The organism is Methylophilus sp. 42, assembly GCF_000384155.1.
In the GTDB taxonomy this organism is placed as follows: Bacteria; Pseudomonadota; Gammaproteobacteria; order Burkholderiales; family Methylophilaceae; genus Methylophilus.
Genome location: NZ_KB913031.1, coordinates 2,819,139 through 2,836,174 on the forward strand (window position 1 = coordinate 2,819,139; position 17,036 = coordinate 2,836,174).

Here is a 17,036-nt window from a genome sequence, read left to right on the forward strand (position 1 = left end):
CATGCCCACACGGTTTTTAGGGAATTGCTGACTAGCGCTTGCTGGTTAACTGCCGCAGAGCCTCACGCTCTGCGTCCGACAGCGTAGAAAATGGCTTTTCAGTCAGCCGCCCTAACAAGGACTTTTCACGCGCAATGACTGCCATGTCTGATAATTGGGTACACGCCCCCTCAAATTCAAGCGTGAAGTCCAGCGTTTCGTCCAATAAAGACAACTCACGTTGCAATTGGTGTCGCAAAACCTCAGAAATATACGGGGTGATCATTTGCAGCAATACCACCGGCCGCGCGTCTGGCTTGGCGACAGCAGCCCTCAACACCACACGCAACATCTGCTCTTCATCGCCTTCGCCGACAATCTCCGCCATCAACGCCGGCTTAGCCCATTGCGGCCGCATCAGCAACATCAAGGCCAGGCGCACATACAGCGATAATGGTGTGCGCGAACGCTGGCGCACAGGCTTTTGTTTGGTTTTAACCGGATCTGGCAACTTGAGCATACGTTGCATTTCGCCGCCGGCCAAGCCGGTCATCTCGGCTACTTTTTTGCGCAATAACATGGCATAACGGGGCGCCTGAATTTGCTTGAGAATAGGCTCGGCATCATTTAAAAACTGCAGCTTGTCTTCTTGCGAAGCCATCGGGTTATGCTCGCTCAAATGCTGGATAATGTATTGCGACAGCGGCATCGCTTTATCCATTTCCGCCTCAAATGCCTCTTTACCAAATTCACGCACAAAACTATCCGGGTCATGTTCGGCAGGCAAAAACAGGAAACGCAACTTGAGACCATCTTTAATCGCCGGCAAAGCGTTCATCACTGCGCGCCAAGCCGCCGTACGCCCGGCTTTGTCGCCATCAAAACTGAATACAATTTCATCGGTTTGCCGCATCAGCTTGGCAATATGAAACGGGGTAGTTGCTGTACCCAGCGCCGCGACGGCATATTCAATACCATATTGCGCCAGTGCCACTACATCCATATAACCCTCAACCACCAGCACGCGGCCCGCATCACGGATGGCGCGACGTGCCATAAACAAGCCATATAATTCATGGCCTTTTTGAAACAGCGGTGTTTCCGGCGAGTTGTAATACTTTGGCGTATCTTCGGGGTTAATCACGCGCCCGCCAAAGCCAATTACTTCGCCTTTTTGGTTATGGATGGGGAAAATAATACGGTCACGAAAGCGGTCATAACGGCGCCCTTGTTCGTTCTGCACCACCAGCCCGGCGGTCTCCAGCGCCTCAGCCTCATATTGCGGAAACACCGTTTGCAGATTTTGCCAGCCAGCCGGGGCATAACCAACCTGAAACTTGGCCGCGACCTGACCACTTAAACCGCGGTTTTTCAGGTAATCAATCGCGCGTGGTGATTTTTTCAACTCTGCTTTGTAATAGTTAGCGGCTTGTTGCAAGGTCTCTTGCAAACTCAATAACACCGCCTTTGAGGGGGACGCTGGTTGATTAGGGTCGCGCTGCTCTTGCGGCACAATCATGCCAATCTGTTTGGCCAGGTCGTGTATGGCCTCAACAAAACTAAGGCCGTTATACTCCATCAAAAAGCTCAAGGCGGAGCCGTGCGCACCACAACCAAAACAATGGTAAAACTGCTTGGTCGGACTGACGGTAAAACTGGGGGATTTTTCGTTATGGAATGGGCAGCAGGCCGAATAATTGGCCCCGGCTTTTTTCAGCGGTACTGCCTTGTCGATGACTTCGACAATATCTACGCGATTGAGCAGTTCTTGAATAAAACTTTCGGGGATCATAGATGCAAGTATCGCTTATGCGCACTAAAAAAACAAAGGGCGCCAAATGCGCCCCATTGTTTATGCGGTTAAAGACCGATTAACCTAAGGCAGCCTTGATCAGGCCAGAGACTTTCGCCATATCTGCCTTACCTGCGACCAGCGGCTTCACCGCACCCACCACTTTACCCATGTCTTTGGCACCCGCAGCACCCGCTTCAGCGATAACCTTGGCGATGATGGCGTTGATTTCATCCTCAGACAATTGCGCTGGCAGATAAGCCTGCAATACAGTGACTTCAAACTTTTCCTGATCCGCCAGGTCGTGGCGGTTAGCACCTTCAAACGCAGCAATCGAATCACGGCGCTGCTTGAGCATTTTCTCAATCGCCGCAATCACGGCATCATCATCCAGCTCAATACGCTCGTCGACTTCGCGTTGCTTGATCGCCGCTTGCAACAAACGAATCACACCCAGCTTTTGCATGTCTTTCGCACGCATGGCGGTTTTCATGTCTTCGGAGATTTGTGCTTTCAGGCTCATAGAAATATCTTTATCTGAATGGAGGCTTAAATATGGGCTGTATAAATAGCTAAAGGTTGCGGAAACCCACAACCTTCGCATCATCGGTTAACCTGAAAGCGGCTAACCGTTCACATCCACTAAAAATTAGTAGAGTTTTGTCGGCAACTGTTGGTTGCGCAGACGACGGTACTGACGTTTAACCGCAGCAGCGGCTTTACGTTTACGTTCCCAAGTTGGCTTCTCGTAGAACTCGCGTGCACGCAAGTCGTTCAACAAACCGGTTTTTTCAATCAAACGCTTGAAGCGGCGCATTGCAACGTCAAACGGTTCGTTCTCTTTCACACGAATAGCGGTCATGTAAATCCCTATCCTTCAAAAATGGTTGGCAAATCGTGCATGCGGATTGATGCAGCACTGAAAACCGCGTATTCTATCGCGCTTATTTGGATTTATCAATCATTTCCGCAAAATATTGTCTGCGAGAAAGCACGTATGTTGGTATTGGGCATTGAATCTTCTTGTGATGAAACCGGGGTAGCGTTGTACGACACGCGCCGCGGGCTGTTGGCGCACGCCCTGCACTCACAAGTAGACATGCATGCCGCTTATGGTGGTGTGGTGCCGGAACTCGCTTCACGCGATCATATACGCCGCGCATTGCCACTGACCCAACAAGTCCTGGCACAAGCCGATAAAACCCTGCAAGACATAGAAGGCATCGCTTACACACAAGGCCCTGGCCTGGCTGGTGCCTTGCTGGTAGGCACAAGCATTGCGCAATCACTGGCCATGGCGCTCAATGTACCCACCATCGGCGTGCACCACCTGGAGGGCCATTTGCTGGCGCCCATGCTGGAAGAAAATCCGCCAGCCTTCCCATTTGTTGCCTTGCTGGTTTCAGGCGGCCACAGCCAACTGATGCGCGTAGACGGTATCGGCCAATATGAGCTCTTAGGTGATACGCTGGATGACGCCGCTGGCGAAGCATTCGACAAAACCGCTAAATTACTTGGGTTAGGTTATCCCGGCGGACCGGCCGTCTCCAAACTAGCCGACCAGGGCAAACCGCATTTTCAACTACCGCGCCCCATGCTCAACAGCCCGGATTTGAACTTCAGCTTTAGCGGCCTCAAAACAGCGGTGCTCACGCTAGTCAACAACCAGCCACAACTGGATGATGACACCGTCAAAGATATTGCCTGGGAGTTTCAGGAGTCCGTCACCGAGATTCTGGTGCACAAGTGCCTCAAAGCACTCAAGCAAACCAAGCTGAAACGGCTGGTGGTCTCGGGCGGCGTGGGTGCCAACAAGCGCCTGCGCATCAGACTTAACGAAGCCGCCAGCAAGCACGGCATCAGCGTCAGTTACCCACGGCTGGAGTTCTGCACCGATAATGGTGCCATGATTGCGTTTGCCGGTGCCATGCGTTTACACGCCATGCAAGCAGTGAAACAAGATTACAGCTTCAGCATCCGCCCACGCTGGGATTTATCGGAGCTCAAAGCCCCCGCCTAAATATGGTTGGCTATTTTTTGCCGAAGCGGCTTTCAGTGCCTGCCAGCAACTTCTCAATATTGCCCTGATGGCGAATAATCAAAAACGCCGTCATCACGACAACCACCGCCACATACACCGGATAAGGTGACAAGAACTGCCAGGCAATCACGGGGGCCAATATTGCAGCGACCAGGGCAGACAATGAAGAAATTCGGCTGATTAAAAACACAACTAGCCAGACCGCCACCACACTTAACGCCAACCAGCCGGAAAACGCAATCATCACGCCCAACGCTGTCGCCACGCCTTTGCCGCCTTTGAACTTATGGTAAATCGGGTACAAATGCCCAATAAATACCGCCAGACCCACCAACGCGACCACATCCATTAACATCCCGGCTTGCAATGCCAGCCAGGTCGGCAACCAGCCCTTAAAAGCATCACCCAGTAAAGTCAGAATCGCAGCGGATTTCTTACCGCTACGCGCCACATTGGTCGCGCCTATATTGCCACTGCCCACCGTGCGCGGATCAGGCAGGCGATATAGCTTGCTGATGATAATGCCAAAGGCGATCGACCCAATCAGATAAGCTGCCACAACCCACACCAGCGCCTCAATATCAAACCCAATTTCGTTCATGCGTAAATTCCAGTGAAATGCAGCCGCTTATGCCAGCCACTGCACGATGTTGTATGATGCCGAATCATACTGGATTCCGGCCTGCGCGGAAATAACAACAAGGGTGCACCTCAATGGATATTATCTTTCTCGAACAAGTCAAAGTGCAAACCAAACTCGGCGTTCCCGAGTGGGAGCGCGCGGTCGCGCAGACTGTCATTCTGGATATCGAAATCGGCTATGACTTTAGCAAAGCCTGCCAGACCGATGCGATTGAAGACACGATTGATTATGGGCAAGTGGCTGCCCGCATTCGGGAAACATTAGCAGAACACAGCTTTAAACTGGTTGAAGCCCTGGGTGAGCATGTGTGCCAGCTGATTCTGCAGGAATTTAAAGCGCAGAATGTGAAGTTAAAAGTGAGTAAACCGGGGATATTGCCGGGGTTGAAGGCTTTAGGGATTCAAATTTACCGTGCAGCATAAATTCAAAGCCCCTTTCGCCTTTAGGCGAGTCACTTTCTGATGCTTGCCCCTCAGAAAGTAACCAAAGAGGAGGGCACCCAGCCATCACGGCCTAAAGGCTCCCTTGCGTTGCTCAACAAAATAAGACGGTCACGAAACTCATCCTAGCGGGCTGCACACTACGCAGCCCACCGCTGGATTCAGACAGTCGCTCCCTCTACTCTTATTTTGTCTCCGCTACTCAGCGTGATGGGATGGGATTTATCTCGCCAAACTCACATCGCATAAATGCGGATGGTTCAAAAACCAGACTCTTTTGTTAACCCTGCTAAACGATGGCGCTCGCGGGTGCTCGGGGTCCCCATCTGCCGCGCCGAGCAACGCAGGGTTGGCGGGAGTCTTCGGCCATCGGCTGTCCGAGTTCCGCAACAAGCCACGTTTTATGTGGCTTGTCAGGGCGAGTTTCGATGGACGCCCGGCAATTCGAGTAGCACAGGATAAAAGCGGAAGCTGGGGTGTCTTGTTCTTTGCCTTCTTTCTTATGGACAAGCATAAGAAAGAATGGTCGCCGAAAAGGCGAAAAGCAACTGATCACAAGCACACAAAACTACCCCCTAGGATGATGCACCTTATGCAGCTGCTGCAATCTCTCCCTAGCCACATGCGTATAAATCTGCGTGGTCGAAATATCCGCATGCCCCAGCAACATCTGCACTACACGCAAATCCGCGCCATGATTGAGCAAATGCGTAGCAAACGCATGGCGCAACACATGCGGGCTGATATGTTGAGAGATGCCTGCTTGCACTGCATACCGCTGAATAATGTGCCAGAATGCATGCCGCGTCATGGCCGCGCCGCGTGTGGTGACGAATACCGCATCACTCAGGCTGCCTTTTAATATCTCAGGCCGCGCGATCACCAGGTAGCGGTCTATCCATTCTGCCGCTTCTTGCCCCATAGGTACCAAGCGCGTCTTACTGCCCTTGCCCGTCACCCGCACTACCCCGTCTTGCGTACTGACTTCGGCAATACTCACATTGACCAACTCGGAGACGCGCAAACCACTGGCATATAATAATTCCAGCATAGCGCGATCGCGCAGACCCAACGGTGTATTCACATCCGGCGCATGCAGCAAATCTTCCACCTGCGACTCACTCAAGGTCTTGGGCAGTGATTTTGGCATTTTTGGCGCTTCGATATGCAGCGTCGGATCTTGCTTGATCAGGTTAGCCAGTAAGGCATAGCGGTAAAACCGGCGCAGGGTTGCAATCAAACGATTGATACTGCGCACTTTGACTAACGGAAAACGATGGGCGAGGTATTCCTGCACATGGTGTGATTGAACGCTCCACAGCATTAGCGATTGCTTGCCACACCACTCGGCAAAGCCCTTTAAATCATTGCGATAGCTTGATAGGGTGTTGGCTGACAAGCCATCTTCCAGCCATAGCTGGTCGATAAAAACATCAATTTCAGGAAAATGCGCTGTGACTGCCACAGCATTCTTTTTTTGCCGCATGTGATCGCTTATTTGTGTCGCTGCTCATGCGCCAACAACCAGCGCTTGATCTCCAAGCCGCCATCTATGCCTTGCATAAAGCCACCCAGGCCATTGCTAGCCACGATGCGGTGACAAGGATTAAACAAAGGCAAAGGGTTGGCGCCACAGGCATTCGCAACTGCGCGCGGACCAGACTTTACCGCAGCGGCTAACTGGCCATAAGTGCGCGTTTCACCGACGGGAATTTCACGCATGGCTTGCCATACGCCTTGCTGAAATGGGGTACCAAGATTGCTGGCAATCTGTTGCCAAGCATGGTTTGGATTGTCTAGATAAGCCGCCACTTGGTCAGCCACCGCTTGTGCACGCAGATTTGGCCGGGCCTTGACCGGTAAGGCATGCAGCAAAAACTGCAAGGTTTCTCCTGCCTCATCACAGCGTACGCCGACGAAGCCGAATGGCGCCGGGACTAAGGCATCAAGTTCATCATAAAGACTCTTCATCACGCTATTAAACTGCAATCTTGCCTAGGCTGCAACCAAGCGCAGCGGCAGCAGGTAATAAAAAAGCCCAGATCGAAATCCGGGCTTTTTGGTGCAACGTTTAAATTAACCGTTGTTTGCAGCGATGTCTTTCTCGCGCGCAACCAATTTCTCTTTAATACGTGCAGATTTACCTGAACGCTCACGCAAGTAGTACAGTTTAGCGCGGCGAACATCACCACGGCGTTTCACTTCGATAGAAGCGATTTGTGGAGAGTAAGTCTGGAATGTACGCTCAACACCTTCACCTGAAGAGATTTTACGCACGATGAATGAGGAGTTCAGACCTCTGTTACGCTTGGCGATCACAACGCCTTCGTAAGCCTGCACACGTTTACGTGTACCTTCAACCACGTTTACACCAACGATCACTGTGTCGCCTGGCGCAAAGCTAGGGATGGTTTTGTTCAAACGAGCAATTTCTTCTTGCTCTAACATTTTGATAATGTCTGCCATATTGGTTCCTTTTAATTGTAAAGAGCTCGTTCCTACTCTACATCCTTGAGTAGCCTAGCCTCTTCTTTCGTCAACGGCCTTTCGGCCAATAAATCCGGGCGTTTCGCCCTTGTTAGCAGTAGCGATTGCTGTAATCGCCATTGTCTAATCTTTTCATGATGCCCGGAAAGTAATACTTCGGGCACCTTCAATCCTGCAAATTCTTCCGGGCGCGTGTAATGCGGATAATCCAGCAGGCCATTCACAAACGAATCTTCCTGTGCTGAATCAGCATCACCCAACGCGCCTGGCAATTGCCGGATGATCGCATCCAGCAGCACCATGGCGGGTAACTCACCACCACTTAATACATAGTCACCAATGGAGACTTCTTCATCCACCAGTGTATCCAGCACACGCTGGTCTACGCCTTCATAGCGACTGGCTAACAACACCAGCCCCTGACATTCTTTTAGCTGCAACACTTTTTCGTGCGTCAGCGGTTTACCGCGTGGTGACAAATGGATCACCCTGGGTGACAATCCTTGTGCCTGCAACCGCGCTTTGGCATCACCAATCGCAGCAGTTAGCGGCTCAGCCAGCATCACCATACCAGGACCACCGCCATAAGGTCTATCATCGACCGTATGGTGCACGTCCTGCGTATATTGGCGAGGATTGGTCAGCGTTAACTGATACAAACCACGTTGCCTGGCACGGCTGGTAATGCCATATTCAGTCAGTGCCGCAAACATCTCAGGAAACAAACTGATGACTTCAATCTGCATCATGAGAGCCACCTTCTTTAAAAATCAGCATCCCAATCTACCAGCACAGTGCCTGCTTGCAAATCCACCTCGGGCACCGCTTCACTGGTAAACGGAATCAAGCGCTCACGGTACTCCTGCTGCAACTTGCCATCTTTACCTTTAACGCTGGTTGGCTGCGCTTCACGGACCACGAGCACATCATTCGCGCCAGTTTCAAACACCTGCGTAATGTTGCCAAAAGCCACACCCTGCGCATTGGTCACACTCAATCCAATCAAGTCTGACCAGTAATACTCACCTTCTTCAGGCTCAGGCAGCGACTCACGCGGTACGGCGATTTGCTGCCCTTTCAAGGCAAACGCTGCATCGCGATCAGCCACTCCCGCCAGCTTGATCAGCAACACGTCATTGTGAAGCTTGGCTTGTTCAACCGTTGCTTCACGCCAATTCGGCGCTTTACCTACCCACCAGGCATCATAATCCAGCAAGCCGTCCAGATACTCCGTATCCGGCACCACTTTCACCCAGCCATAAACGCCATATGGGGCGACGATGCGCCCCATTACGACCATGTTTTCAAACGCCATCTGAATTAAGGCGCTAAAAACAATTACTCAGCAGCTGGTGTTTCAGCAGCAGCGGCTTCTGCGGCAGCAGCTGCATCAGCCTCTGCTTTGGCTTTAGCATCGGCTTCCGCTTTAGCGGCAGCTTCTGCAGCGGCGGCGTCAGCTTCAGCTTTCAACTTGGCAGCAGCTTCAGCGATTGCTTTTTCTTTAGCAGCTTCAGCTTTGGCAACTTCTTTCGCTTTAACAGCAGCCATACCTTCAGCGCCTTTAGCGTGGAATTTTACCAAACGTGCCACGGTCTCAGACAGTTGTGCACCGTTGTCCACCCAGTATTGTGTACGTGCTTCATCGATACGCAAGCCTTCAGCGCCAGCGCGTGCAGATGGATTGTAGAAACCAACGCGCTCGATAAAACGACCGTCACGACGGTTGCGCGAATCTGCTACAACCAGGCTGTAGAACGGGTTCTTTTTGGAGCCACCACGTGATAAACGAATAACGACCATAATCTTGTTCTCTTAAAATTGAATTTCTTTGCAGAAAGGCGCGGATTATACTTGATATTATCAAAGCATGGCAAGTGTTTTTCACGCACCAGAAGATGCGCCTACATACGGTGTAGGATCAGCCACTCCGGCTTGCGCGAACCCTGCTTTGCGGAAACGACAGGAATCACACACCCCACAGGCCGCGCCCTGCTGATTGGCCTGATAGCAGGAGACGGTTAACCCGTAATCCAGCCCGAGCGCATGGCCGCTGCGAATAATATCCGCTTTGGTCATCTCTATTAATGGCGCATGCACCGTAATCGTCTGGCCCTCTACTGCCGCCTTGGTCGCCAAGTTGGCCATTTGCTGGAAGGCTTTGACATATTCACCCCGGCAATCCGGGTAGCCTGAATAATCCAGCGCATTGACGCCGATAAAAATATCGCGTGCCTGCAATACCTCTGCCCAGGCCAGCGCCAACGATAACATAATAGTGTTGCGCGCAGGCACATAAGTCACAGGGATGCCTTGTGTTTCCTGCTCTGGCACAGCGATATTGCTGTCAGTGAGCGCAGAGCCCCCAAACAGCGACAAATCCAGCTGCACAGTTTTATGTTCGGTGGCGCCTAACGCAAACGCCACGCGTTGCGCCGCCACTAACTCGACATTATGGCGCTGGTGATAATCCAGGCTCAGGCAATAACAGTCATAGCCTTGTGATTTGGCAATCGCCAGCACCGTGCTGGAATCCAGCCCGCCAGATAACAAAATCACGGCTTTGGGTTTATGTGTTGCAAGCAAGCTTAAACTCCTTGTTTCTCGCCCCAGAGGATTTTGTGCAATTGCAATTGCATGCGCACCTTGAGGTGATCCTGCAAAATCCAGCTGGCCAGCGTTTCGCCACTGACATCATGAAAACTCGGGGAAAATAATTGGTCACAGTGCGCTGGAAACGGCCGGGTTTGCAACATCTGCTTGGCCCAGTCAAAATCTTCGCGACTGCAAATCACCCATTTCACTTCGTCCTCCGCTTTGAGCAAAGCCAGGTTTTCCCAACGGTTTTTGTCCACTTCACCAGAACCAGGCGTTTTAATGTCCATGATCACTTTGACGCGCGGATCGACTGGCGCAATATCCATGGCACCACTGGTCTCCAATGACACCTGGTAACCGGCATCACTCAAGCGAGTCAATAATTCAATGCATGGCTTTTGCGCCAATGGCTCGCCGCCCGTCACACAGACATAAGGCGTCCCATAAGCCGCAATCTGCTGCATGATGTCATCCAGCGACATATTGTTGCCACCTTTAAACGCATACTCGGTATCACAATAGCCACAACGTAGTGGACAACCGGTCAAGCGGATAAAAATAGTAGGCAGGCCAACGCGCGAGCTTTCGCCCTGCAAGGAATAGAAAATCTCGAAAATTCTGAGTGTGGTCATGGGGATATAAAAAGTAAACGGGCAGATATTGCTATCTGCCCGCTATTATCGCCGAACTCGCGAAATTCTGCTATTTGATACTTTCCAGTACTTTCAAACGTTTTTGCGCACTTGGCGTCACTTCTGCTGACGGATAAGTGGCAATCAGGTCTTTCAAAGTCTTTTTGGCCGCCGGAATCTGGCCTAATTGAATCTGGCTGTTAGCCAAACTCAACATGGCATTTGGCGCCAAGGCATGCGCAGCATAACTATCTAAAAACTTTTGCTGCGTCGCAGCAGAAGATTTGTAGCTCTTGAGCGCAAACTGGGTGTAGCCCATGCCATACAGCGCATCCGGCACCAGCTTGCTGCCTGCATGGCTTTTCAAAAAGACATCATAAGCATTAAACGCCTCTTTGTACTTGCCAGCCTGATTTAAAGACTCCGCTTCAGCAAACGCATTGGCTTCCTGCTGTGACACATCCGCTTTCGCATCTGCTGCACTGCCGCCATTACCGTTAGATGATGACACTGGCAATTGCCCACTGCTGACTGACTGCGCCAACGTTTCCAGCTTGCGCACACGCGTATCAAGATCAGTGTATGCAGCTCCTTGCTTGGTACGCATATCCTCCAGCTGATGCGTCACAAGCTCAAGATCCCCCTTGAGCTGTGCCACATCCTGCCTCATCTGCTCCAGCTGATTTTGCATATCCAGCAAGCCCTTACCGTTAATCAGGGCTTCCAGGCTTTGCACACGCCGGTCCAGCGATTGCTGGGTACGCGTCAGGTCAGTGATGGCTTTTTGTTGCGCATCATGGTCAGTCGTTTGCTTGTTTTCCAGCTCGAAAATCCGCTTCCGGGCCTCGGTATCGTCAAACAAGGCTGCCTGGCTGACAGTCGACACCGTCAGACCCAGGGTAATCAAAGCAACAGAGAGTCGCAAATTACTGACCTGCATAGACGATGTCTACGCGACGGTCTTGCTGGAAGCAACCGTCATCAGCACAATTCTGCTTGGAACGCTCTTCACCGTAGCTCACGGTTTCGATTTGGCTATCGCTCACGCCCAATACATTCAGCGCGTTTTTAACCGCCACTGAACGACGCTGACCCAATGCCAGGTTGTACTCGTGTGTACCGCGCTCATCGGTGTTGCCTTGCAGCACCACTTTAGTTTGCGGGTGAGCAACCAGGTATTTAGCGTGGTTAGCTACCAGGCCTTTGTATTCTTCACGAATCGCATCGCTGTCATAATCAAAGAACACTTGACGTTTAGCCAACTCAGCAGCGCTCAACTCATCTTTGCTGCTGTCAACATCAACGGTTTTGATATTGATTTTGTCTGTGCTGGCAGAGCTGTCAGCACCAGTGTTGCTTTGTGATTTGGCAATTGGGCGAGTCACGCTGGAATCTTCCACTTTTGCCGGGTTCATCGGGGTGCTTTTACAAGCAGTCAACACCAATGCAAGTGCTGCAACTGTCCAAATTGTCTTGTTCATACTTTCTCCTTAAAATGAGTGACTAAATAGATTGACCACGGATAGACTACTTGGGCGCTGCTTGTGCAGGTCCCCATGCAGGTTCACGAATATCTCCACCCGCTTCTGACAAACGCTGCCTGACCAGACCATCAACAGTGACGGTCGCCAGCGTGCCTTTGCCGCCAACACGGGTTGCGTACATAATGGTACGCGAATTAGGGGCAAAGCTGGGTGATTCATCTTGCGAGCCAGTGCTGAGCACTTTGACATCACCGCTGCCCAGATCCTGCACCGCCACCTTGAATGCACCGCCATCATTGCGGATATAGGTCAGATATTTACCATCTGGCGAAAAGCGCGGACCATCATTATAACTGCCTTCAAAGGTTACCCGTGAAGCCGAGCCACCGGACGCGGACACTTTATACACTTGCGGGCGCCCGCCACGATCAGAAGTGAAGTATATCCATTGCCCATCCGGTGAGAATGCAGGCGATGTATCAATCGCACTACTTTTAGTCACTTGCTGCAAATTGGAACCATCGGCAGAAATGGTATAAATCTGTGAGTTAGCGCCATAGGTCAATACGACAGCCAGCTTGCTGCCATCGGGCGACCAGGCTGGCGCACTATTATTGCCTTTAAAATTGGCAACGATTTTACGCTCACCAGTGTACAGGGATTGCACAAATACGATGGGTTTCTTTTTCTCAAATGACACATAGGCCATTTTGCTGCCATCAGGCGACCAGGAAGGTGAAATAATCGGCTCATTGGATGACACCAGCGTTTGCGCATTAAAGCCATCGTAGTCTGCAATCTGCAAAGTGAAACGCTTACCGACCTTGGTTACATAGGCGATACGTGTCGAAAATGCCCCTGGCTGGCCGGTGAATTTTTCATAGATCTGGTCAGCAATCAAATGCGCCACATGGCGGTACTGGCTGGGCGAGACGGTGTAAGTCAGTTGCAGCAAAGCGGTTTGGCGCAACACATCCATCACTTGCACAGACACTTTTAAGTTACCGCCCGCTTGCTGCACTTCACCCAAGCTTAGGCCTTGCGCTTTCAATGCTGTCCAGTCAGTGTATTTAATTTGCGCAGCATTGGTTGGCAACGCAGGCATGCCGCTGGTATTGATAATGCGGAACATGCCGCTGCCGCGCAAGTCGTTGCTGATAATGTCATGCAAGCGGCTGCCAGATTGGGCGCTACCAGATTCAGCCATAGGCAGAATCGCGATCGGAATCTGGATCGCGCTACCGCCACTGATCTCGAGTTCTAATGCCGCCTGTGCCGGCAGCGCGAACATCCAGACCAGTACGCCAGCACCGATGGTATGAGACAAAAAATGGATCAATCCATTTTTGAGGTTTTGCATGGTCACAGTTTTATTCATTTTAGTTTGCTTATATACAAGAATTATAACGAAAAGCTTGTTCAGCGTCATTGCTCTATTAGCTACGCGGCCTAAACTTCAAACGTATCTGATCCACCATTTTCTTGCGCGCGGCCGGATCATCAGGCATATCAAACGGCTTTGCCGCCAGGATGGCACGGATCACCGCATCATCGCATACCGCATCGCCAGAACCTTTGACCAGCTTGGGCATACCAGATATATCACCCGAATTGGTCATTTGTATGTCAACCAGCAACTCTGGATTAGTCACTGGACACAAGCCAGAGTTAACAGTGCTGCGAATTTTCCGGCTCATCAGCCCCATGTAATAGTTAAGCACAGAAGGGTCAACCGCACCCGCTGCCGCTGATTGCTGTGCATCCATATCCTGTTGACGCATGGCGTCCTGAATCTTTTTCAGCTTGTCCTCTTCCTCTTGCTTACGCAGCGCTTCCTGAATTTTCTTCAGCTTCTCTTCCTGCTTTTTCTGCTCAAGCTCTTTCTTTTTCTCTTCGTCTAAGAGGCGTTTTTTCTCATCTTCCCGTTTTTTGAGTGCAATTTCCGCTTCTTGTTCCGCTTGTTTGACTTGCGGCTCCGGCGGGGCCACTTTTTCTGGCGGCTTAGGCTCGGGTGGTTTGGGTTCTGGCTTGGGCTCAGGCGGTGGTGGCGGAGGGGTAGGCTCCACCGGTTTTGTGGCAGGCTTGGATGGCTGTTTGCTGGGTAAACTATCCCACAATGTGGCCTCCATCACGCTCGGACTTACGTGCACAGCTTTCCAGTCGACCATGAAAATCATGCCCAGGAATAGCAGCACATGCATCAGCACAGACAGCATGGCTGCGCGTTTGCGTATGACCTGATCTTGTGGCGACAATACGATCTTCATCTGTTTTAAATCACTAACCGCTTACTTTTCGTTTTGAAACAACAAGCCAACCTGGTTCACTTGCGCCTGTTTCAATAAATCCATGACTGACACCACTTCACCATAAGGCGTGTTTTTGTCAGCAGACACGACCACCGGCTTTTCCGCCTCTGCCAGACGCTGGCGGATCAATGCCAGCATATCATCGCGCTGCATTTCCTTGCCATCCATGAGGACGGTGCCCTCTTTTTGTACAGTGACCACAATCGGGTCGCCACTTTGCTTAAGCGCCTGGCCAACTTTGGGTAGCTCCACCATGCCAGGATTGGTCATCGGGGCGGTCACCATAAAAATCACCAGTAACACCAGCGTCACGTCGATGTAAGGCACGACGTTAATCTGGTTCATCATGCGCCGTTTACGCGTTCTGCTCATCGTGGCTCCAATCAGGCTCTACGTTGCAAAATGTTGGTAAATTCTTCGATAAAGCTCTCGTAGCGCACGGACAGACGGTCAACCCCTGCTGCAAAGCGGTTATAGGCAATCACGGCCGGAATCGCCGCAAACAGGCCGATCGCCGTCGCCACCAGCGCTTCAGCAATGCCTGGCGCCACCTGGCTCAAGGTGGCTTGCGCCACATTAGACAATCCACGGAACGCGTTCATAATGCCCCATACCGTGCCAAACAGGCCGATGTAAGGGCTGACGGAACCGACTGACGCAAGGAATGGCAAATGCGAATCCAGGTAATCCAGTTCACGGTTATACGAGGCACGCATGGCGCGACGTGTGGCTTCCATCACGTCACTCACTTCGGTATCTTTTTGCTGTTTGTAGCGGATAAACTCCTTGAGACCGGCCTGGAAAATACTGGCCATGCCCTGGGGTGTTTTTCTGCCTGCAGTAATGCGCTCATACAATTCGTTCAAGTCACCACCGGACCAGAACTGCGCCTCAAACTGGTCTACATTTTCATTGGCAGCCTTCAATGAAAATACTTTAATGAAGATATACCACCAGGAGACCAGTGAGGTCAGCAGCAGGATCAGCATCACCAGTTGGACTGGCAAACTGGCCCCACTCACCAGGGTAAAAATCGACATATCGTTCGCTACATTCATGAAGACTCCAGTGCAATTTTGAGCCGGGCCGGAATACCCGTTGGTTTAAATGAATCCGCATCCACGCAGGCCACCTTGACCTGCGCCTCTATTAAAATAGTTTCGCCACACTTGATCTGCTGCTGGCAGCTAAAACTGCCACGCTTCATCTCGATCAAGCGTGATACTACCTGTAACTGGTCATCCAGCCTGGCTGGTTTTTTAAATTGCAGTTGCATGCTGTGTACCACAAACAGCACCTGCTCTTGTTGCTTTAACGCAGCCTGGGCAAAACCCGCAACGCGCAACCATTCTGTCCGTGCGCGCTCCATAAAGTTCAGGTAGCGGCTGTGATAGACCACACCACCCGCATCGGTATCTTCGTAATACACACGCACCGGCCACACAAACATATTATTGCCCAGCGCTTTGCCAAAGCTCGCCAGAGGTCATACTGGCAGGCGCTTTCAAGCCAAAATGTTGATAAGTCATCAAAGTGGCGACACGCCCGCGCGGAGTACGCATGATATAGCCTTGCTGGATCAAATAAGGTTCCAGCACATCTTCAATCGTATCGCGCTCTTCACCAATGGCCGCCGCCAGGTTATCCAGTCCCACCGGCCCTCCACCAAATTTTTCAACCACAGCCTGCAACAGTTTACGGTCCATCACGTCCAGTCCCTGCTGATCGACATCCAGCATTTTCAACGCTGCATCTGCCACTTTATCCGTCACCACGCCATCAGACTTCACCTGCGCGTAATCGCGCACGCGGCGTAGCAAACGGTTGGCAATACGTGGCGTGCCACGTGCGCGGCGCGCAATTTCAGAAGCGCCCGCCTGCTGCATCTCGACTTCAAGCAAGCTGGCAGAACGGCTGACAATCTTGGCCAATTCGTCATGACTGTAAAATTCCAGCCGTGCAACGATACCAAAACGATCACGCAAAGGATTGGTCAGCATACCGGCACGCGTGGTGGCACCCACCAGCGTAAAGGGCGGCAAATCCAGGCGCACACTACGCGCAGCCGGGCCTTCGCCGATCATGATATCCAGCCGGTAATCTTCCATAGCTGGGTACAAAATCTCTTCAACCACCGGGCTTAGGCGGTGGATTTCGTCAATAAACAGGACATCGTTAGGTTCAAGATTGGTCAGCAACGCGGCCAAATCGCCAGCGCGCTCCAGCACGGGGCCAGAAGTCATGCGTAGATTGACGCCCATCTCTTTGGCAATAATATGGGCGAGCGTGGTTTTACCGAGGCCGGGCGGGCCGAATAGCAGCACATGATCCAGCGCTTCCTGGCGCCCACGGGCGGCATTGATGAAAATTTCGAGTTGACCGCGCGCTTTTTCCTGCCCCACATACTCATCCAGCACCTTGGGGCGCAATGCACGTTCCAGCGCCTCTTCTTGGGTGCTGGCAGTGGCAGGAGCGACGAGTCTATCAGTTTCAATCATGGGTGGTCGGTAATGAAGTGCAAAGCAAATTTAGTCAACAAAAACCCTCATTGCCAGTCACTTGGAGAAGTTATTTTTTGTCATGATACCATGCGGCGTTTGACTATTACAGACCATGGCTATTGACTGCGATGCC

At 51.6% G+C, this 17,036-nt stretch carries 22 protein-coding genes; 2 read left to right on the forward strand and 20 right to left on the reverse strand.

Annotation, left to right across the window (positions count from 1 at the left end; genetic code table 11):
* Window positions 1-31: 31 nt before the first annotated feature.
* The 3 genes from dnaG to rpsU form a co-directional block, all read right to left on the reverse strand.
* Window positions 32-1,771, reverse strand: a complete 1,740-nt coding sequence (dnaG, locus tag MET42_RS0113515) for a DNA primase (RefSeq protein ID WP_019883626.1) — start codon at window positions 1,769-1,771, stop codon at window positions 32-34.
* 79 nt (window positions 1,772-1,850) lie between these two features.
* On the reverse strand, window positions 1,851-2,294 hold the full coding sequence (locus tag MET42_RS0113520) for a GatB/YqeY domain-containing protein (RefSeq protein ID WP_019883627.1): 444 nt from the start codon (window positions 2,292-2,294) through the stop codon (window positions 1,851-1,853).
* A 126-nt stretch (window positions 2,295-2,420) separates the two neighbouring features.
* The gene (gene rpsU, locus MET42_RS0113525; protein ID WP_018987466.1) at window positions 2,421-2,633 is read right to left on the reverse strand and encodes a 30S ribosomal protein S21; all 213 of its coding nucleotides are present in this window, start codon (window positions 2,631-2,633) and stop codon (window positions 2,421-2,423) included.
* 135 nt (window positions 2,634-2,768) lie between these two features.
* Here rpsU and tsaD point away from each other — a divergent pair, with 135 nt between their 5' ends.
* On the forward strand, window positions 2,769-3,791 hold the full coding sequence (tsaD, locus tag MET42_RS0113530; protein WP_029512454.1) for a tRNA (adenosine(37)-N6)-threonylcarbamoyltransferase complex transferase subunit TsaD: 1,023 nt from the start codon (window positions 2,769-2,771) through the stop codon (window positions 3,789-3,791).
* Between the two features lie 10 nt (window positions 3,792-3,801).
* Here the strand turns inward: tsaD and plsY are convergent, their stop codons facing one another.
* Entirely contained in the window at window positions 3,802-4,413 is a 612-nt protein-coding gene (plsY, locus tag MET42_RS0113535; protein ID WP_019883629.1) for a glycerol-3-phosphate 1-O-acyltransferase PlsY, read from the reverse strand.
* Window positions 4,414-4,526: 113 nt separating this feature from the next.
* On the opposite strand from plsY, the gene folB reads away from it, so the two are divergent.
* A complete protein-coding gene (folB, locus tag MET42_RS0113540; protein ID WP_019883630.1) occupies window positions 4,527-4,877 on the forward strand; it encodes a dihydroneopterin aldolase in 351 nt (116 codons plus the stop codon).
* A gap of 586 nt (window positions 4,878-5,463) precedes the next feature.
* On the opposite strand, the gene xerD is transcribed toward folB, so the two are convergent.
* The 16 genes from xerD to ruvB all read right to left on the reverse strand — a co-directional run bounded on the left by xerD (window position 5,464) and on the right by ruvB (window position 16,900).
* On the reverse strand, window positions 5,464-6,381 hold the full coding sequence (gene xerD / locus MET42_RS0113545) for a site-specific tyrosine recombinase XerD (RefSeq protein WP_019883631.1): 918 nt from the start codon (window positions 6,379-6,381) through the stop codon (window positions 5,464-5,466).
* 8 nt (window positions 6,382-6,389) lie between these two features.
* On the reverse strand, window positions 6,390-6,866 hold the full coding sequence (locus MET42_RS0113550; RefSeq protein ID WP_019883632.1) for a methylated-DNA--[protein]-cysteine S-methyltransferase: 477 nt from the start codon (window positions 6,864-6,866) through the stop codon (window positions 6,390-6,392).
* Window positions 6,867-6,971: 105 nt separating this feature from the next.
* On the reverse strand, window positions 6,972-7,361 hold the full coding sequence (gene rplS / locus MET42_RS0113555; RefSeq protein WP_019883633.1) for a 50S ribosomal protein L19: 390 nt from the start codon (window positions 7,359-7,361) through the stop codon (window positions 6,972-6,974).
* A gap of 32 nt (window positions 7,362-7,393) precedes the next feature.
* Window positions 7,394-8,128 carry a tRNA (guanosine(37)-N1)-methyltransferase TrmD gene (gene trmD / locus MET42_RS0113560; protein WP_198289774.1) on the reverse strand — a complete coding sequence of 245 codons (735 nt, stop codon included), beginning with the start codon at window positions 8,126-8,128 and terminating at the stop codon, window positions 7,394-7,396.
* 17 nt (window positions 8,129-8,145) lie between these two features.
* Window positions 8,146-8,682 carry a ribosome maturation factor RimM gene (rimM, locus tag MET42_RS0113565; RefSeq protein ID WP_232411625.1) on the reverse strand — a complete coding sequence of 179 codons (537 nt, stop codon included), beginning with the start codon at window positions 8,680-8,682 and terminating at the stop codon, window positions 8,146-8,148.
* A gap of 38 nt (window positions 8,683-8,720) precedes the next feature.
* Window positions 8,721-9,182, reverse strand: a complete 462-nt coding sequence (gene rpsP, locus MET42_RS0113570) for a 30S ribosomal protein S16 (protein ID WP_019883638.1) — start codon at window positions 9,180-9,182, stop codon at window positions 8,721-8,723.
* Between the two features lie 81 nt (window positions 9,183-9,263).
* Window positions 9,264-9,965, reverse strand: coding sequence for a 7-cyano-7-deazaguanine synthase QueC (gene queC, locus MET42_RS0113575; protein WP_019883639.1), 702 nt, complete (start codon window positions 9,963-9,965; stop codon window positions 9,264-9,266).
* A 2-nt stretch (window positions 9,966-9,967) separates the two neighbouring features.
* Window positions 9,968-10,609 (reverse strand): 7-carboxy-7-deazaguanine synthase QueE, encoded by a 642-nt coding sequence (gene queE, locus MET42_RS0113580; RefSeq protein WP_019883640.1) that lies wholly within the window; start codon window positions 10,607-10,609, stop codon window positions 9,968-9,970.
* A 70-nt stretch (window positions 10,610-10,679) separates the two neighbouring features.
* Window positions 10,680-11,549, reverse strand: a complete 870-nt coding sequence (locus tag MET42_RS0113585) for a YbgF trimerization domain-containing protein (protein WP_019883641.1) — start codon at window positions 11,547-11,549, stop codon at window positions 10,680-10,682.
* Complete coding sequence (pal, locus tag MET42_RS0113590; protein ID WP_019883642.1) at window positions 11,536-12,090, reverse strand: peptidoglycan-associated lipoprotein Pal; 555 nt, start codon at window positions 12,088-12,090, stop codon at window positions 11,536-11,538. The genes MET42_RS0113585 and pal overlap by 14 nt, the downstream gene beginning before the upstream one ends.
* A 46-nt stretch (window positions 12,091-12,136) precedes the next feature.
* Window positions 12,137-13,471: a Tol-Pal system beta propeller repeat protein TolB gene (tolB, locus tag MET42_RS0113595; protein WP_019883643.1), complete on the reverse strand. Its 1,335-nt coding sequence runs from the start codon at window positions 13,469-13,471 to the stop codon at window positions 12,137-12,139.
* Between the two features lie 58 nt (window positions 13,472-13,529).
* On the reverse strand, window positions 13,530-14,360 hold the full coding sequence (gene tolA / locus MET42_RS0113600; protein ID WP_019883645.1) for a cell envelope integrity protein TolA: 831 nt from the start codon (window positions 14,358-14,360) through the stop codon (window positions 13,530-13,532).
* A gap of 21 nt (window positions 14,361-14,381) precedes the next feature.
* On the reverse strand, window positions 14,382-14,774 hold the full coding sequence (locus MET42_RS0113605) for an ExbD/TolR family protein (protein ID WP_019883647.1): 393 nt from the start codon (window positions 14,772-14,774) through the stop codon (window positions 14,382-14,384).
* An 11-nt stretch (window positions 14,775-14,785) separates the two neighbouring features.
* Window positions 14,786-15,460, reverse strand: a complete 675-nt coding sequence (gene tolQ / locus MET42_RS0113610) for a protein TolQ (RefSeq protein WP_019883648.1) — start codon at window positions 15,458-15,460, stop codon at window positions 14,786-14,788.
* Window positions 15,457-15,852, reverse strand: a complete 396-nt coding sequence (ybgC, locus tag MET42_RS0113615) for a tol-pal system-associated acyl-CoA thioesterase (protein ID WP_019883651.1) — start codon at window positions 15,850-15,852, stop codon at window positions 15,457-15,459. The genes tolQ and ybgC overlap by 4 nt, the downstream gene beginning before the upstream one ends.
* A gap of 1 nt (window position 15,853) precedes the next feature.
* Window positions 15,854-16,900: a Holliday junction branch migration DNA helicase RuvB gene (ruvB, locus tag MET42_RS0113620; RefSeq protein ID WP_019883652.1), complete on the reverse strand. Its 1,047-nt coding sequence runs from the start codon at window positions 16,898-16,900 to the stop codon at window positions 15,854-15,856.
* Between the last annotated feature and the right edge of the window lie 136 nt (window positions 16,901-17,036).

Bases quoted from the DNA above. Each gene is read 5' to 3' on its own strand.
- dnaG (WP_019883626.1), bottom strand. From the start codon at position 1,771: ATGATCCCCGAAAGTTTTATTCAAGAACTGCTCAATCGCGTAGATATT.
- MET42_RS0113520 (WP_019883627.1), bottom strand. From the start codon at position 2,294: ATGAGCCTGAAAGCACAAATCTCCGAAGACATGAAAACCGCCATGCGT.
- rpsU (WP_018987466.1), bottom strand. From the start codon at position 2,633: ATGACCGCTATTCGTGTGAAAGAGAACGAACCGTTTGACGTTGCAATG.
- tsaD (WP_029512454.1), top strand. From the start codon at position 2,769: ATGTTGGTATTGGGCATTGAATCTTCTTGTGATGAAACCGGGGTAGCG.
- plsY (WP_019883629.1), bottom strand. From the start codon at position 4,413: ATGAACGAAATTGGGTTTGATATTGAGGCGCTGGTGTGGGTTGTGGCA.
- folB (WP_019883630.1), top strand. From the start codon at position 4,527: ATGGATATTATCTTTCTCGAACAAGTCAAAGTGCAAACCAAACTCGGC.
- xerD (WP_019883631.1), bottom strand. From the start codon at position 6,381: ATGCGGCAAAAAAAGAATGCTGTGGCAGTCACAGCGCATTTTCCTGAA.
- MET42_RS0113550 (WP_019883632.1), bottom strand. From the start codon at position 6,866: ATGAAGAGTCTTTATGATGAACTTGATGCCTTAGTCCCGGCGCCATTC.
- rplS (WP_019883633.1), bottom strand. From the start codon at position 7,361: ATGGCAGACATTATCAAAATGTTAGAGCAAGAAGAAATTGCTCGTTTG.
- trmD (WP_198289774.1), bottom strand. From the start codon at position 8,128: ATGCAGATTGAAGTCATCAGTTTGTTTCCTGAGATGTTTGCGGCACTG.
- rimM (WP_232411625.1), bottom strand. From the start codon at position 8,682: ATGGTCGTAATGGGGCGCATCGTCGCCCCATATGGCGTTTATGGCTGG.
- rpsP (WP_019883638.1), bottom strand. From the start codon at position 9,182: ATGGTCGTTATTCGTTTATCACGTGGTGGCTCCAAAAAGAACCCGTTC.
- queE (WP_019883640.1), bottom strand. From the start codon at position 10,609: ATGACCACACTCAGAATTTTCGAGATTTTCTATTCCTTGCAGGGCGAA.
- MET42_RS0113585 (WP_019883641.1), bottom strand. From the start codon at position 11,549: ATGCAGGTCAGTAATTTGCGACTCTCTGTTGCTTTGATTACCCTGGGT.
- pal (WP_019883642.1), bottom strand. From the start codon at position 12,090: ATGAACAAGACAATTTGGACAGTTGCAGCACTTGCATTGGTGTTGACT.
- tolB (WP_019883643.1), bottom strand. From the start codon at position 13,471: ATGAATAAAACTGTGACCATGCAAAACCTCAAAAATGGATTGATCCAT.
- tolA (WP_019883645.1), bottom strand. From the start codon at position 14,360: ATGAAGATCGTATTGTCGCCACAAGATCAGGTCATACGCAAACGCGCA.
- MET42_RS0113605 (WP_019883647.1), bottom strand. From the start codon at position 14,774: ATGAGCAGAACGCGTAAACGGCGCATGATGAACCAGATTAACGTCGTG.
- tolQ (WP_019883648.1), bottom strand. From the start codon at position 15,460: ATGAATGTAGCGAACGATATGTCGATTTTTACCCTGGTGAGTGGGGCC.
- ybgC (WP_019883651.1), bottom strand. From the start codon at position 15,852: ATGTTTGTGTGGCCGGTGCGTGTGTATTACGAAGATACCGATGCGGGT.
- ruvB (WP_019883652.1), bottom strand. From the start codon at position 16,900: ATGATTGAAACTGATAGACTCGTCGCTCCTGCCACTGCCAGCACCCAA.